The organism is Pseudomonas sp. xss_4 (assembly GCF_043104125.1).
GTDB lineage: Bacteria > Pseudomonadota > Gammaproteobacteria > Pseudomonadales > Pseudomonadaceae > Aquipseudomonas > Aquipseudomonas parafulva_B.
In genome coordinates, this window is the sequence record NZ_JBICKJ010000027.1 from 91,755 (window position 1) to 107,670 (window position 15,916).

Genomic DNA, 15,916 nt, shown 5'->3' on the forward strand with positions numbered 1-15,916 from the left:
CGGGTTAGCACGCATGCCCCTGCCATATCGCCCAGGCTCGCGATCTCTCTAAAGGAGCTCGCATCATGCCATCCGTCTCACCCTTGCAACATTTCGAGTCATTCGACGCGGCAATCACTGCCCTGTTGTCCCCCCTGCCCTCACCAGACTTGCAGCTTCCACCGGTGGCGGGCCGGCAACAGTTCTTCGGCGCGCTTGCAGACTACTGGAACCTGCCGGACGCAACAGGCAATAACCGCCGTACTCGGCTCATTGCGCTTCGGCGACAACAGCTTCAGGCCGAAATGGACCTGCGCATCACTGACGCAACACTGGAGCCTGTGGCGGCATCGCTGTTACAGACGTGCCTTGACCACCCCATGTCCTGGGCTCGCCAAGGCATCGAGGCGTCCAAGCGTCCACAGCTCTATCGCCTGCTGCTCGACTGCTCACGACCCAACTGGAGGGCCTACTTGCCAGGCGCCGTACTGCTTGTACAAGGCGGTGTCGAGGGGCAGATGATGACGGGCGATGCGGGCAGCGGCCCAGCCTTGTTATGCAGCCTCTCCCACGGCATCGAAGCGTTCGCCGATGTTCAGAGCCTGCACCTGGAACTGTGCGAGCGGCTGGATGATCCCCTGCAAAGTCAGCCGATGCTCACGCTGCTGGCGCTGGGTGATGCCGACCGCGCCCATAACGCACAGCGACTGCGTTACGACTGGCTGCCCGACGATCTTGTGGAAGTCCAGATCCAGGCCTTGATCGATGCCCAGCATGGGCGATTGAACGAGGCATGGAGTAGCCAACCCATGGATCAACCGGGTTTTGCCGAGCGCCTGACCAAGGCCGCAGACCTGCTACCCTGGGTGACCAGCAAGGCAGCGATGCCGACGCGTTATGGCCTGCTGCTTGAAAAGCATGCTCCTGCGTGGCTCAAGAAGACCTCTATCCCAGGGCTCACGCATATCATGCAGACGATGCAAGAGCTGATCGTGGCCATCGATCAGGCCGCAGCGCCGGGCATTCCTACGCTTGAACAGTTCACCGAACGCAACAGCCTGCTACAGTGGACCCGTGCCCGTCTCAGCGAGCGCCTGAGATTGGACCACCAACTGGATCTGGCACCGGAGCAGATCTTCATCAGTGTCACCATTGCCCGTCAGACCGGCCCGGTGATGCCTCCAGGTCAGCCCAGCAGCTATATACCCATCGCTAGCCGACCGCAGACAGGGAACACCGTGGAGTTGGTCAGGCAAACCTACAGCCTGGATCAGTTGGCGTTGCTGAACGTGGGCTTGCTAGACCTGGACTATTGGCTAACCGCTCGCGTCCACCATAAGGACGAGACGAACATTCAAGGCTTGTCCCCTGCGCAGGCTCGGCAGATGGTCCGTGAACTCAATGTTGGCGACAGCTATTCGCGTTTCCTGCGCAGCCATCTGATCGACTTGGCGCAAGGCCAGTGGCGACGGGATGCACATGCGCGAATCAACTGTGCTCGCATGCGGGCAGAAGCCGCCAAGGCCCGCTATGCCGGCCACTTCATACCCGACCCGCTCGAACAGGGCTATCGCTGGAGCAAGGCCATACTCAACTACCCCGACAGCGACTGGCGCCCCCTGGTGCAAGACAATCGCCTGAGTGTCCGGCAGCTGTTGATTGCCGGGCATACCGTACAGGGGGTACTGCTGATCACGCCTGAAACACCGCAAATGCAGCGCTTTCTGGTGTATGCACCAGATGCACCTGATCGCAGGCCATGGCGCGAATACGCCAATGCGCGTGCGCTGCTCCGATCGCTTCGCGCCAGCCCGGATCTACGCACTTACGTGATGGACCGCATGCCCCTGGCCCGGCGCAAAACCGTCGAGCGCCTGCTGAGCAAAGGCGGGCTCGCTCCACGGCTGAGTCGTCCGGTCATCTCCGGCAATTTTCTGCACGCCTGTTACCTGGCAGAGGTTCGCGCATTCATATCGGCGGTCGATGCCAGCACTAACACCAAGCTGGAGCTGCTGGGAGAGGCCAGCCTGCATGCGTTGTGGATCATGCTCGATTTGATCAGCTTCGTGATTCCGGTGCGTGCCCTGGCGCCGCTGGCATTCGCCCGCGCTGTGCTGAGCGTACTGGACAGCCTTGAAGCACTGGAAAAGGAGGATCAGGTAGGCGTGCTCAAGCATATGGTGGAGGCTTTTACCCATATGAACGATGGCATCAACAGCATCGGCGGCACGACAGTGATCAGGCGCGCCATTCGCGCCATGCCTCCTACTCCGCCATTGATGCTACCACCTACCTTCCAGGTACGCCCGGACACCGCCAAGTTGCGTTACCGAATCGATGGTATCCATAGCGAAGGCGTGTATGAAAAGCCATCCGAACGTGCAGGGCTGGCTCTCTACTACATCCAGGACAAGCAAGGCCGGTACTACCAGGTGGCGTTCGACGGTTATCGCTGGCGCGCCATCGATCCCAGGCAACCCGATGCCTACAGCAAGGTGGCGGTCAGACGGAGCGCTGAAGGCGAGTGGATCGTCGACTCACCCGTCCTGTGGCACGACGGCCTGCCAGACCTCACCGCATTGCTGGAACACTGCCAGCTTCCCGCGACCCCGGATGGGGTACCACTGGAAGGGGCGAGTGAACTGTACGAGAGCGATGGCCAACCCTACTTGCTCGCCGGTGGCCATGCCTTGCCCGTGCGTGCCCACCTGCTAGCCGATCACTACCATCTGCTGATACCCGGACAGCCTGCCGCGACCACCACCGCCTGGGCAATCCTGCGCTGGCGCGACGGCCAGTGGCGTATACGTGTGCGCCAACCGGGGCGAAGCAGCGACTGGCTGGCTCTGCCTGCCGCTTATGCCGCCAACGTGGGCAGCACCTGATCCAGCCGTTGGTGCAAGGCACTTTCAGCCGGCCAGTTGCGCAGCAGCCGCGCCCGGTCCCGAGCGAAGGCCGGCGCGAAGCTGCCCTGGCTGCTGTGCTGGCACACGGCGTCCAAGTCGATCAGCGACCACCGACCCTGATCCCAAAACAGGTTGTGGCCCTTGAAGTCACCGTGGCTGATGCGCTCGCGGATCAGCTGTTGCATGAGCTGCACCAGGGCCTCCACCTGTTCGGCCGGCGCATCGCCCTGCTCGACGAAGGGGGCAAAGCATTCGATGAGGTCGGGGCCGTCGATGTAGTCGGTGACCAGGTAGGCACGCGTGCGCAATCCCAGCACTCGCTGCTCCAGCACCGCCAGTGGGCGCGGGGTAGCGATGTCGAGAAATGACAGGCGATGCCCTTCGATCCATGAGTGCCAGGCCCTGCTCGGTCGCCAGAAGCGCTTGAGCCAGTGGACAGTGTTCTTGATGTTGTAGCGTTTGATGACCCGTTTGCGGCCATCCACCTCGACCCGTGCCACGCTGGCCGCGCCGCCAGTCTTGTACAGGTGCCCACGATCGATCAGCGCATCCGCCTGTTCAAGCACTGGCAACAGGGCCTGGGCCTCGCTACGGACCACCGCCCGCAGGGCGGTCAGGCTGCGCTCGACACTGAACAGGCTACAATCGCGGCCGGCCTTGTCCAGGAAGTCGCGTTGGCGCCAGGCGCGGACTTTGTCTATTTGCTTCTGCAAGGCCTCCATGGGCAATGCGTGCTCGGCATTGGCCAACAGGTAATGCACCAGCAGCTCTTCGGTGAACGGCTCCAGCCGCTTGGGTAGCTGCGCGAAGAACACACCCAGGTTTTCCAGTACGCGAGGACGCGAAAGCTGCTGGCCTGGCGTTTCAGCCTTGATACCGGCCCCATCGATCAGGTACAGCTTGCCTGCATGACGCAGCAGGTTGTCCAAGTGCAGGTCTTCCTGCCACAGCCCCCGGCGGTGCATCTGCGCCACAGCCGCCAGGGCCTCGCCCAGCACCTGCTGCTGCTCGTCGGCAAGCACAGGCAGGTGCTCGACCACGGACCAGGCATCGGCCAGGCTTTGGGCGCCATCGAGGTACTCGAACAACAGCCAGCCGCCCTCGCCTTCCACCAGGCCATCGGCGAGCAGTACCGGCGTGGTCAGCCCCTGCGCCGCGAGCAGCTTTACCCCTTGCAGCTCACGCTGGAAGTGACGCGCGGCATTGCTGCCCACCAGCAACTTGGCCAGGACCGGCCTGCCACGCCAAACCCCGGCCCCCACGTAACGCTGGCCCGGCAGCACGCGCAGCAGGCTGAGCAATTGCAGCTCAGCGCTACCGGCGGCATCGGCGAGGTTGACGGCAAGCGGCAGCGATGGGCTGCGACCTGTTTCCTTCAGCTCGGAAAGCTGCATCAGCGAGCCTCCTTATGATGACGGCGTTGTACCAGGCGGTTGACCCAGGTTTCGACCAGCGTGCTGTCGATGGGTTGTGCGAGGTAGGCTGCCAGCAATGTACGTATCTCGCCGTCACTCCATACCGGCGCCCGGCGCAGCAAGGGCTCGAGGTCCTTGAGGCGGTCACGCATGCCAAAGAGCAAGGGACGGGTTTTCTCCAGGTCGATCAACTGCGCGTCCCAGCCTTCTCTGCGCTTACGCAGAAAAATGTGCTTGGGATAGAAGCAACCATGCACCTGCCCAGCACCGTGCAGCGTGCGCGCCAACTGGCCGCAGGCCTGGAGCATGCCAATGCGCACCGATGCATCGAGTTCGGGCCATTGCAGCAACTGGCTGTCGAGGTCGTGCCAGCCGTCCAGCGCGCGGGTCATCAACAGGGCTCGATGCTGGCCACCTTGCTTGCGCTCGCCGTAGAACACGGCTTCCAACGCAGGGATGTGCAGCTTCTGGTAGCGAACGATATTGCGAAATTCGCGGGCGAAGGTCGGCTCGCCAAGGGGCTTGTGCAGGCTGCGGGTAAGGTAGTCGCTCTGGCGCTTGAGGTAATAGCCCTTGCCCTCGAGTTCCAGGCGGTAAACGCTGCTCCAACCGCCGCGGCCGGTATTGGGCTCGTCCACCGCGTCGAGTTCGAGTGCCCACAGCGCCTCGAAGTCGTCCAGGCCATGGCGCTGGAGCAAGGCACGGTCTGCACTGGCCATATAGTCGGTCATTCCCTTCCCTCGAAAAAGCCCAGCACCTGACGAATGCGCTTCTTGTCCCGGGCGTTCAGCCGGTCGCGGCCTCGGTACTGCAAGTAAAAGCGCAGGCGCTGGGTTGCCGAAAGGTGGTACTTGGCGACCTTGTCCAGGCAGGCCAGGTCCTTGATCAGGCGATGGCGCCACATGAACCCACGCCAGAAATCACCTGTGGGGCAGTCGATGAAGAACAGCGTCCCTTGGTCATCGACCAGCAGGTTGCGCCACTTCAGATCGTTATGGGCGAAGCGGTGCTCGTGCATGACCCGGGTATGGCGTGCCAGCTGGCGGCTGATGTGGTCCACCCAGGCGCGATCGGCCAGGCGGGCATCGTTGCGCTCGGCCAGCGCCGAGAGGTCCTCGGTGTTGGGCAGCTCGCGGGTAATCATCGCGCCACGGCCGAACGCCAGGCCATTGCGTTCGAGCCCCCAGGCGACCACCTCGGCCGTGGGAATGCCCCACTTGGCGAACTGCTTGAGGTTCTGCCATTCGGCCTTGATACGTGGGCGGCCCAGGTAGCGGCGCATGTGCTTGCCAGCGCCGGTGTAGCGCTTGACGTAATAGTTGACGCCTTCACGCTCGACACGCACCACTTCGCTGAGCGGATCACGGGTCAGGCGTTCGCCCTGAACGGCGAATACCGCCTCGAGGCTGCCAAAATCCTTCGCCAGGTGCTCGTAACCTGGCGCCAGTGTCCAACTGGCCATCAGAGTGCATCCCCATAGCGTTGTTTACGGTCGTAGAGTTTCTGCGCCTTGCGCTCAAGCCAGGCGAGCAGTGCAGCTTCGTCCTTCATGACCTGACGCAGCGGGCGCTGGAAGTAGCTGCGCAGAAAACGCAGCTTGTCGCGTTGGGTCAGGCCAATGTCCAGGGCTGAGAAGTACAGGGCGGCCAGGTCCTTGTTACGCCAGCGGCGGCTAATGGCGGGGCGTGTCTGGGCGCGGTGCAGGTCGATCACCGACAGCTTGAAATCATCGGCCGTCACGGGCCGGTCGGTGTGCAGCAGGAAGTGACAGATGTAGCAGTCCCGGTGGTTGACGCCGGCACGGTGCATGCCACCGGTCATCTCGGCCACGCGCGCGATCAGGGCACGCTTGAGGCGTGGCGCAGGCGGCTGCCGGAGCCAGTCGATGCTGAAGTCTTCCAGGCTGACGGTCGGCGCCAGTTCCTCGGTGATGATGAAGGAGTGCTGGGTGGCCGGGTTGCCGCCCCGCTCACCGAAGGCCACGGCCGTCATGGTTGGCACGCCGACCTGATGCAGGCGCTCGATGGCTTGCCACTCCTGGCCGGCGCCCAGTACCGGCAACTTGGCCGTGAGCAGGTTCTTGAAGATCTCGCCCCAGCCGATGCCACGATGGATCTTCACGAAGAAGCCTTCGCCGGCGACCTCCGTACGCAGGGTACGGCGCCCTTCAAGTTCCCGATAGACTTCGCCTTGCAGCGCTTCTACCGCCTCGAAGGCATCGCGCCCCGCCCAAAGCCGCTTGAAGGGCTCTGCCACGATCAACTTCATGCCCCCTCCTGCCCTAGGATCACATCGGCGGCATGCTGCGGCATGCTGTAAAGGTCGGCCGTATCGGCATACGCCAGGCCGTTGCGCGACCAGTCGGCCCGCGCCGCGGGGTCATCGAGCATACGCTGCAGGTAGCGGTTGAGCTGCTCCTGCTCGAACGGCTCGTCCAGCACCAGACCGCAGTCGGCCTCGGCGATGTAGTGGGCATAGCCGCACACGCGCGACACCAGCACCGGCAAGCCCGCGACCAGGGCTTCGAGCAGCACGGTACCGGTGTTCTCGTTGTAGGCCGGGTGGATCAGCAGGTCGGCGCCCAGCAGGAAGCGCGGGATATCGCTGCGCCCCTTGAGAAACTGCACCTCGTCGCCCAGGCCCAGCGTCGCGCTCTGCAACTGGAAGACCTTGGGGTCATCCTGACCGATCACCAGCAATCGGGTACGCTTGCGCAAGGCCGTGGGCAATGCCGCCAACGCCTTGAGGCTGCGGTCCACGCCCTTGGTCTTGAACCCTGAACCGATCTGCACGATCAGCAACGCATCCTCGGCCAGATCGAACTCCCTGCGCAGGTCGGCACGGATTTCAGCGGCGTTGGGCGGTGCACGACGATCCTGGGAGATGCCCGGCGGCAGCAGGTGAAAACGCTCGACCGGCGTGCCGTAGTGCTTGATGAACAGCGGCTGCTGCACCTCGGAGATCATCAGGATCTCGGTACCGGCCTCCTTGGCGAACACCGCCCGCTCGTATTCGGCGAAATGCCGGTAGCGGCCCCAGCGCCTGTACAGGTCGCTGCGCAGGTTCTGCGCCTTGTCCTCGAAGCAGCCGTCGGCGGCGTAGTACACATCCAGCCCAGGCATCTTGTTGAAACCGATGAGCCGGTCCACCGGACGCTTGGCCAGGTCGGCCTGCATCCAGGCGGTGAGTTTCTCATTGCGCCGGTGATTGAAGATCGCCTTGACCGGCGCCACCAGCACTTCGAAACCTGGCGGAATGTCGCCCTCCCAGATCAACGTGTAGACCCGGATCTGGTGGCCGCGCTGCTGGCATTCCAGGGCTATGCGCATGAAATCGCGCTGCAGGCCGCCAAAGGGGAAGTATTTGTAAAGTACGAAAGCCAGTTGCATCAACGGACATCCTCAGCCAGCAGCAGCGCGCTCAGGCGGCTCGCTACATGCTCGGGATTCAGGCGAGTGAAGCACAATGGCCACTCGCGGTTCAGATCGTACCGGCGCAGGTCTTCGGCGCTCGGTTTGTAGGTGCACTTCTTCTGCAAGCAGGGTGCGCACGGCCAGTCACTGGCCTGGTGGATCTGGGTCCGTCCATAGGCGCCGGTCAGGCCCGGGTTGGTCGGGCCGAACAGCGAAAGCGTCGGTACATCGAGGGCTGCGGCCAAGTGGCCCAGGCCGGTATCGACGGCGACGCAGGCCTTTGCAGCGGCCAGCACCCTTGCGACGCCAGCCAGATTCAATTTGGGCAGCACTTGGCAATGGTTCAAGCCTTGGGCAATGCGCTCGGCCCTGGCCTTCTCGGCCGGGTTGCCCCAGGGCAGGCGCACTTCCAGCCTGCGCCGGCCCATGCGCTCGGCCAGCTCGCGCCAGTAGGCCTCGGGCCAGTGCTTGGTGGCCCAGGTGGTACCGTGCAGGAAAACCACGTAGGGCGCTGCCGGCGGCAACTGCAAGCGTTCAAGGTCCAGGCCGTAACGGCCGATGCCCTCGGGCAGGTCATAGGCCAGTGCCATGGCGAACAACTGGCGCACACGCTCGACGGCATGCTGGCCGACCGCGACCGACAGGCGTCGGTCGTAGAAGCGGCTGGCCCAGCCTTCACGGGCCGAATACCGGTCCAGGCCTGCGACCGGTGCCTTCACGTAGCGTGTCAGCCATGCTGACTTGACCAGGCCCTGGGCATCGATCACCAGGTCGTATTGGCGCTCGCGCAGGCGCTGCTTGAAGGCCTTCCACTCGCCGCTGCGAACGGTCTGCCAGAGGTGCTTGCGCCAGCGACGGATGGCCACCGGAATGACCTGATCGACCGCCGGATGCCAGCTGGGTATCTCTGCGAAACCTTCCTCGACGACCCAGTCGAAGCGGATGCCGGGGATGGCATGGGCTGCATCGGTGAGCGCTGGCAGCGTGTGGATCACATCACCCAGCGAGGACGTCTTGATGATCAGTACCCGCACTTAGTCGACCTCGGTCAGCACGTCGATGATGTTCGCACCGCCCAGGCGGGTCAGCGCGGCGATGACCTGACCGGGTTCGAGCAGACGCAGGCAGTTGTAGTGACCGAAGCGGCAGGTGCGATCGAAACACGGGCTGCATTCGATGCCCAGGCGCACCACCTCGACCTGGCTGGCCAGCGGCGGTGTGAAACCAGGCGATGTGGAGCCGTACACGGCGACCAGCGGGCGATTGAGCGCCGCCGCAACATGCATCAAGCCAGAATCGTTAGAGACCACGGCGTCTGCGCAGGACATCAGGTCGATCGCCTCGGCCAGGGAGGTTTCACCGGCCAGGTTCACGGACTCTTCGCGTAGCCCAGGGATCAGCCGTTCGCGGATCTGCTCACCCACTGGGTGATCGCTTTTCGAACCGAACAGCCAGACCTGCCACCCCTGGCGGATCATGGCATCGGCCACGGCGGCATAGTGCTCGGCCGGCCAGCGCTTGGCTTCGCCGAATTCAGCGCCTGGGCATAGCGCCAGCACCGGACGGTCCAGCTCCAGGCCGAACTTGGTCAGCGCCGCTTCACGGCTGTGTGGCTCGATCTGCAGGCTGGGCTGGGGGTAGGGCTTTGGCAGCTCGGCACCGGGGGCATAGGCCAAGGCCATGAAGCGCTCGATCATCAACGGGTAACGCGCTTTGTCCAGCTTGCGGACATCGTTGAGCAAACCGAAACGCATTTCGCCACGCCAGCCGGTGCGTTTGGGGATACCGGCAAAGAACGGTACCAGCGCCGATTTCAGCGAATTGGGCAACAAGATGGCCTGGTCGTACTGACCGCTGAGCGACTTGCCGATGCGCCGCCGTGTGGCCAGCTCCAGCGCACCGTGGCCGAGCGGGAAGCTCAAGGCCTGGCGCACCTCGGGCATGCGCTCAAGGATTGGCCGGCTCCATTCGGGGGCCAGCACATCGATCACGCAGTCGGGGTGCTGCTGTTTCAGGCACTGGAACAAGGTCTGCGCCATCACCATGTCGCCGACCCAGCTGGGGCCAATGATCAGTATTCTCATGCTAGGTCCAGAAACGCTCGGGGAGGCGACAGGCTGCAATTCAGCCCGGCCTCCCCTCTTTATATTCAGGCTATGTGGCCGACAGTGTAACACCGGGGCTGCTTCACGCCTCAATCGCGGCGGATCCTCACCCTGAGGAGCCGCCTCGACTGGGCTCAGCTCAGGCCGAGCTCGCTCCAGATACGCCGCACCTGGCGGCGCTCATCGGCAAACTGCGCAGCATCGATCACCCCGGCCTGCTTCTGCAGCGCCTGGCGGTGAGAGGCCGAGCGAAATGCCTTGTACACCTCGCGCAGCAACACCGCGTCGGCGGCAGGCATCAGCCCCACTTGCTCCAGCTCTTCAAGAATACGGATGTTATCGGTCCATCGAACCAGGCCCGTGTGGTCATGGGACCAGGCCAAAGCGGCGTATTGCACCATAAATTCGATATCGACGATACCGCCCGCATCCTGCTTGATGTCAAAGGGCATACCCGGCTCGAAGGCGTTGGGTGCGGTGCCGGCGACCGTGGCCTTCGTGCCCAGGCTGGCGCGCATCTTGGCGCGCATTTCACTGACTTCGATACGCAGCTTCTCAAGGTCGCGGGGTTGTCCCAGCACCTGCGCCCGTACTCTCTCGAACGCCTGTCCAACCCGCGGGCAGCCCACCAGCACGCGGGCACGGACCAGTGCCTGGTGCTCCCAGGTCCAGGCCTCGCTTTGCTGGTAGCGCTCGAATGCGCCCAGCGAGCTGACCAACAGGCCCGCGGCGCCTGAGGGCCGTAGACGCATGTCCACGTCATACAGCTGGCCCGAGTTGGTCTGGGTGGTCAGCAGGTGAATGATGCGCTGCCCCAGCCGCGTGAAGAACTGGGCACCGTCGATAGGCTTGGCGCCGTCGGTTTCGGCCTGGGGGTCGCCATCATGGATGAACACCAGGTCCAGGTCCGACCCGTGTCCCGTCTCCAGGCCGCCAACCTTGCCGTAGCCGATGATGACGAAACCCGGGTCGCAGGGTATGCCGTCGCTGCCCATCGGCTGACCGTGGCGGGCAACGGTCTGGCGCCAGGCCAGGGCAAGCACCTGGTCGAGGATGGCCTCGGCCAGCCACGTCAGGTAGTCGCTGACCTTCATCAACGGCAGGTTGCCACTGATTTCCGAGGCGGCCACGCGCAAGCTATGCGCCAGCTTGAAATGACGCAGCGCCTCCATTTGTTGTTCCAGGTCATCTTCCGGAATGCGCGTGAGGCGCTCGCGCAATTCGCTGGCCAGCTCCGGTGCCAGGGGCGGGCTGAACAGGCGGCCTTCATTGAGCAACTCATCGAGCAACAACGGGTAGCGTGCGATCTGCTCGGCAATCCATGGACTGGCTGCGCACAGGGTCAGCAGACGGCGCAGGGCACCGGGGTTCTCGGTGAGCAATACCAGGTAGGCAGAGCGCCGGGCCACGGCCTCGACCAGCGGCAGTACTCGCTCAAGCACCAGGTCGGGGTTCTCGTGCTCGACCGCCTGGGCCAGCAATCGCGGAATGAAGGCGTCCAGCCGCTCGCGCCCAAGGCGCTGCATCGAACGCAGCTGCGGGCTGGCACGCAGAGCTGCCAGGCGCCGCAAGGCCTCGCCCGGCAGCTTGAAGCCGGCCTCCTCCAGCTGACGGCCAGCAGCCTCTTCATCCTGGGCCTGCTCCCATAACGGCGACCATTCACCGCCGACCACCAACTCGCTTTCGCTTTCGTCTTCGTCGGGGTCGGCGATGACCTGCCGGAAATGCCAGTCAATGCGCTCACGCCACTGGCCAAGTTGAGCCTCGAAGGCTTGCCAGTCGGCGTAGCCCAGCATGTAGGCGACACGGGCCTGATCGGTTTCGTTCTCCGGCAACATCTGCGTCTGGCGGTCGGCAATGGCCTGGATGGCGTGCTCGGTGTAGCGCAAGAATGCATAACCCTCCCGCAGCTCGGTGACTACGGCAGGGGGCAGGTAGCCTTGGCCTTCCAGGGTAGCCAGCACCTTGAGCAGAGGCCGCTGCTGCAAGCTGAGGTCGCGACCGCCGTGAATCAGCTGGAAGGCCTGGGCGATGAACTCCACTTCGCGAATGCCGCCTGCACCCAGCTTGATGTTGTCCGCCATGCCCTTGCGCCGCACTTCCTGCTGAATCAGCTGCTTCATGGTGCGCAGGGCTTCGATGGCTGAGAAATCCAGGTACCGCCGGTAGACGAACGGGCGCAGCATGTCTTGCAACTGGGCGCCGGCGGCCTGATCGCCTGCCACTACCCGTGCCTTGATCATGGCATAGCGTTCCCAGTCGCGGCCCTGGTCCTGGTAATACTGTTCCAGCGCGTTGAAGCTGAGCACCAGTGCACCGGATGACCCGTAAGGGCGCAGGCGCATGTCGACGCGAAACACGAAGCCATCGACAGTGACCGGGTCCAGGGCCTTGATCAGGCGCTGACCCAGGCGGGTGAAGAACTCCTGGTTGTCCAGCGAGCGTTTCACGCCTTCGGTTTCGCCGCCTTCGGGGAATGCGAAGATCAAGTCGATGTCCGAGGAGAGGTTCAGCTCGCGTGCACCGAGCTTGCCCATGCCCAGCACCACCATGTGTTGTGGGTGGCCGCTGCGGTTACCGATCGGCGTGCCGAATTGCTGGCAGTGCCGTGGGTACAACCACTGGTAGGCCTCGTCGATGGCGGCATCGGCCAGGTCGGAGAGATCGCGGCAGGTCTCACCGAGATCGGCCTGGCGGGTAATGTCACGCCAGATGATGCGTACCTGCTGGCGGTTGCGCTCGCGACGCAGGTTGCGGGCAAGCTCGTCCTCGCTTTGAGCCGCCTGGGCAACCTTGGCAACATGGCCGCGCAGCTCGCCTGGCCCGTAGCTGCGCTCCAGCTCGCCGCTGCGCATCAGCCCGCAGAGCAGGCCCGGGTCGCGCTGCACCTGGGTCAGCACGAAGTCGCTGACGGCCGCCACCTGGTCGAACTGCCGAGCATGCCACTCGCTCCAACTGCCCAGGTCCAGTTCGGGGTGTGCGGCCACTGCCTCGTGCAGAAACTGTTGGTTGCGCAGGGTCAGTGGTTGAAGAACGGCAGGCAGCTGGCAAGGCAAAGGCAGGCGCATGGGCTATCCTTGATCGGCGTGAAATGGATGAGGAAAGACGGCCAAGGCAAAGCCGGACCACGGTTGGACTGTCATACAAAAGTTGGAAATAGCTGAAAACATCGAATTCGTGGCATGGAACATCAACAGTTACCCGTTCGTGGGACATTGCCAACCAACATGAACGTTTTTCCTCACAAGCCAGGATGCGACCAAACGTCGCACAAATGTAGTTTTACTACTGTGCCTGTCGCGCAAAAGCATGAAATGCGAAAGCAAATGTAGTAAAACTACACGGCGCCGGACGAAGATCCCGGTAATCCAAGAATTCACGACGTCTGCCCATAAGGCCAGTCGCAATCTCAGGCAATCGATTCTGGTTGCCTTTCCGCCCTGGAGCAAGCCATGCAAGACCTCGATCCAATCGAAACCCAGGAATGGCTGGATGCCCTGGAGTCGGTCCTCGACAAAGAAGGCGAAGACCGCGCTCATTACCTGATGACCCGTATGGGCGAGCTGGCCACCCGCAGTGGCTCCCAGCTGCCATATGCGATCACCACGCCATACCGCAACACCATCCCTGTCACCCACGAAGCACGCATGCCTGGCGACCTGTTCATGGAACGCCGCATTCGCTCGATGGTGCGTTGGAACGCCCTGGCCATGGTCGTGCGCACCAACCTGAAAGACTCGGACCTGGGCGGACACATCTCCAGCTTCGCCTCCAGCGCCACCCTGTACGACATCGGCTTCAACTACTTCTTCCAGGCGCCGACCGAAGAGCACGGCGGCGATCTGATCTTCTTCCAGGGCCACGCCTCGCCGGGCGTCTACGCCCGCGCCTTCATGGAAGGCCGCATCAGCGAAGAGCAGATGAACAACTTCCGCCAGGAAGTCGATGGCAACGGCCTGTCCTCGTACCCACACCCCTGGCTGATGCCTGACTTCTGGCAGTTCCCGACCGTTTCGATGGGCCTGGGCCCAATCCAGGCCATCTACCAGGCACGCTTCATGAAGTACCTGGAAGCCCGTGGGTTCATTCCGGCAGGCAAGCAGAAAGTCTGGTGCTTCATGGGCGACGGTGAGTGCGACGAGCCCGAATCCCTGGGCGCAATCGCCCTGGCCGGCCGCGAGAAGCTGGACAACCTGATCTTCGTCATCAACTGCAACCTGCAGCGCCTCGACGGCCCGGTTCGCGGCAACGGCAAGATCATCCAGGAACTCGAGGGCGTGTTCCGCGGCGGTGGCTGGAACGTCAACAAAGTGGTCTGGGGTCGCTTCTGGGATCCGCTGCTGGCCAAGGACACCAACGGTGCCCTGCAACGCCGTATGGACGAAGTCATCGACGGCGAGTACCAGAACTACAAGGCCAAAGACGGCGCTTACGTGCGTGAGCACTTCTTCAACACCCCAGAGCTCAAGGCCATGGTCGAAGACCTGTCCGACGACGAGATCTGGAAGCTCAACCGTGGCGGCCACGACCCGTACAAGGTCTATGCGGCCTACCACCAGGCGGTCAACCACAAGGACCAGCCTACCGTCATCCTGGCCAAGACCATCAAGGGTTACGGTACCGGTGCCGGCGAAGCCAAGAACACCGCGCACAACACCAAGAAGGTCGATGTCGACAGCCTGCGTCACTTCCGTGACCGCTTCGATATTCCCGTCAAGGATGCGGACCTGGAGAACCTGCCGTTCTACAAGCCCGAAGAAGGTTCTGCCGAGGCCCGTTACTTGGCCGAGCGCCGTGCAGCCCTGGGCGGCTTCGTGCCTCAGCGTCGCGCCAAGAGCTTCAGCGTGCCGACCCCGCCTCTGGAAACCCTCAAGGCGATCCTGGACGGCTCGGGCGACCGCGAAATTTCCACTACCATGGCGTTCGTGCGCATCCTGGCGCAGTTGGTCAAGGACAAGGAAATCGGTCAGCGCATCGTGCCGATCATTCCTGACGAAGCCCGCACCTTCGGCATGGAAGGCATGTTCCGCCAGTTGGGCATCTACTCGTCGGTTGGCCAGCTCTACGAGCCGGTCGACAAGGATCAGGTGATGTTCTACCGCGAGGACAAGAAAGGCCAGATCCTCGAAGAAGGCATCAACGAAGCCGGCGCCATGTCGTCGTTCATCGCTGCCGGTACTTCGTACAGCTGCCACAACCAGCCGATGCTGCCGTTCTACATCTTCTACTCGATGTTCGGCTTCCAGCGTATCGGCGACCTGGCCTGGGCCGCTGGCGACAGCCGTACCCGTGGCTTCCTGATCGGCGGCACCGCCGGCCGTACCACGCTCAACGGCGAAGGCCTGCAGCACGAGGACGGTCACAGCCACATGATGGCCGGTACCATCCCGAACTGCCGCACCTATGACCCGACCTACGGCTACGAGCTGGCGGTGATCATCCAGGACGGCATGAAGAAGATGACCGAAGAGCAACAGGACATCTTCTACTACATCACCGTGATGAACGAGTCCTACCAGCAGCCAGCCATTCCGGCCGGTGCCGAGGAAGGCATCATCAAGGGTATGTACCTGCTCGAGGAAGACACTCGCGAAGCCGCACACCACGTGCAGCTGATGGGTTCGGGCACCATCCTGCGCGAAGTGCGCGAAGCGGCGAAGATTCTGCGTGAAGAGTTCAACGTCGGTGCCGACGTGTGGAGCGTCACCAGCTTCAACGAACTGCGTCGCGACGGCCTGGCCGTGGAACGTGCCAACCGCCTCAAGCCTGGCCAGAAGCCACAGCAGACCTACGTCGAGCAGTGCCTGAGCGGCCGCAAGGGGCCAGTCATCGCTTCCACCGACTACATGAAGCTGTTCGCCGAGCAGATCCGCCAGTGGGTGCCGAGCAAAGAGTTCAAGGTCCTGGGTACCGACGGTTACGGTCGCAGCGACAGCCGCAAGAAGCTGCGTCACTTCTTCGAAGTAGACCGTCACTTCGTGGTACTGGCTGCCCTGGAAGCGCTGGCTGACCGTGGCGAGATCGAACCCAAGGTTGTGGCTGACGCCATCGTCAAGTTCGGCATCGACCCGGACAAGCGCAACCCATTGGACTGCTGA

10 protein-coding genes are annotated in these 15,916 nt (G+C 63.1%); 2 read left to right on the top strand and 8 right to left on the bottom strand.

Features of this window, described 5'->3' with window-relative positions; translation table 11 throughout:
* Positions 1-65 precede the first annotated feature (65 nt).
* Positions 66-2,864, top strand: a complete 2,799-nt coding sequence (locus ACF8GB_RS05405; protein WP_392526680.1) for a dermonecrotic toxin domain-containing protein — start codon at positions 66-68, stop codon at positions 2,862-2,864.
* Here the strand turns inward: ACF8GB_RS05405 and ACF8GB_RS05410 are convergent.
* From ACF8GB_RS05410 to glnE, 8 genes are all read right to left on the bottom strand, one after another.
* Positions 2,837-4,279, bottom strand: coding sequence for a lipopolysaccharide kinase InaA family protein (locus tag ACF8GB_RS05410; RefSeq protein WP_196127751.1), 1,443 nt, complete (start codon positions 4,277-4,279; stop codon positions 2,837-2,839). The two genes, ACF8GB_RS05405 and ACF8GB_RS05410, sit on opposite strands and share 28 nt — an antisense overlap.
* Entirely contained in the window at positions 4,279-5,031 is a 753-nt protein-coding gene (locus tag ACF8GB_RS05415; protein WP_326383292.1) for a lipopolysaccharide kinase InaA family protein, read from the bottom strand. The genes ACF8GB_RS05410 and ACF8GB_RS05415 overlap by 1 nt, the downstream gene beginning before the upstream one ends.
* Positions 5,028-5,762, bottom strand: a complete 735-nt coding sequence (locus ACF8GB_RS05420; RefSeq protein ID WP_058602994.1) for a lipopolysaccharide kinase InaA family protein — start codon at positions 5,760-5,762, stop codon at positions 5,028-5,030. Before ACF8GB_RS05420 ends, ACF8GB_RS05415 begins: the two co-directional genes overlap by 4 nt.
* Complete coding sequence (gene rfaP, locus ACF8GB_RS05425) at positions 5,762-6,568, bottom strand: lipopolysaccharide core heptose(I) kinase RfaP (RefSeq protein WP_058602993.1); 807 nt, start codon at positions 6,566-6,568, stop codon at positions 5,762-5,764. The genes ACF8GB_RS05420 and rfaP overlap by 1 nt, the downstream gene beginning before the upstream one ends.
* Positions 6,565-7,689: a glycosyltransferase family 4 protein gene (locus tag ACF8GB_RS05430; RefSeq protein ID WP_392526681.1), complete on the bottom strand. Its 1,125-nt coding sequence runs from the start codon at positions 7,687-7,689 to the stop codon at positions 6,565-6,567. The genes rfaP and ACF8GB_RS05430 overlap by 4 nt, the downstream gene beginning before the upstream one ends.
* The gene (gene waaC, locus ACF8GB_RS05435; protein WP_058602991.1) at positions 7,689-8,747 is read right to left on the bottom strand and encodes a lipopolysaccharide heptosyltransferase I; all 1,059 of its coding nucleotides are present in this window, start codon (positions 8,745-8,747) and stop codon (positions 7,689-7,691) included. Before waaC ends, ACF8GB_RS05430 begins: the two co-directional genes overlap by 1 nt.
* Positions 8,748-9,797, bottom strand: a complete 1,050-nt coding sequence (waaF, locus tag ACF8GB_RS05440; RefSeq protein ID WP_058602990.1) for a lipopolysaccharide heptosyltransferase II — start codon at positions 9,795-9,797, stop codon at positions 8,748-8,750.
* A 155-nt stretch (positions 9,798-9,952) separates the two neighbouring features.
* Positions 9,953-12,886 carry a bifunctional [glutamate--ammonia ligase]-adenylyl-L-tyrosine phosphorylase/[glutamate--ammonia-ligase] adenylyltransferase gene (glnE, locus tag ACF8GB_RS05445; protein WP_392526682.1) on the bottom strand — a complete coding sequence of 978 codons (2,934 nt, stop codon included), beginning with the start codon at positions 12,884-12,886 and terminating at the stop codon, positions 9,953-9,955.
* Positions 12,887-13,270: 384 nt separating this feature from the next.
* Here glnE and aceE point away from each other — a divergent pair, with 384 nt between their 5' ends.
* The gene (gene aceE, locus ACF8GB_RS05450; protein ID WP_058602988.1) at positions 13,271-15,916 is read left to right on the top strand and encodes a pyruvate dehydrogenase (acetyl-transferring), homodimeric type; all 2,646 of its coding nucleotides are present in this window, start codon (positions 13,271-13,273) and stop codon (positions 15,914-15,916) included.

Coding starts and splice junctions, on each gene's coding strand:
- ACF8GB_RS05405 (WP_392526680.1), top strand. CDS start 66: ATGCCATCCGTCTCACCCTTGCAACATTTCGAGTCATTCGACGCGGCA.
- ACF8GB_RS05410 (WP_196127751.1), bottom strand. CDS start 4,279: ATGCAGCTTTCCGAGCTGAAGGAAACAGGTCGCAGCCCATCGCTGCCG.
- ACF8GB_RS05415 (WP_326383292.1), bottom strand. CDS start 5,031: ATGACCGACTATATGGCCAGTGCAGACCGTGCCTTGCTCCAGCGCCAT.
- ACF8GB_RS05420 (WP_058602994.1), bottom strand. CDS start 5,762: ATGGCCAGTTGGACACTGGCGCCAGGTTACGAGCACCTGGCGAAGGAT.
- rfaP (WP_058602993.1), bottom strand. CDS start 6,568: ATGAAGTTGATCGTGGCAGAGCCCTTCAAGCGGCTTTGGGCGGGGCGC.
- ACF8GB_RS05430 (WP_392526681.1), bottom strand. CDS start 7,689: ATGCAACTGGCTTTCGTACTTTACAAATACTTCCCCTTTGGCGGCCTG.
- waaF (WP_058602990.1), bottom strand. CDS start 9,797: ATGAGAATACTGATCATTGGCCCCAGCTGGGTCGGCGACATGGTGATG.
- glnE (WP_392526682.1), bottom strand. CDS start 12,886: ATGCGCCTGCCTTTGCCTTGCCAGCTGCCTGCCGTTCTTCAACCACTG.
- aceE (WP_058602988.1), top strand. CDS start 13,271: ATGCAAGACCTCGATCCAATCGAAACCCAGGAATGGCTGGATGCCCTG.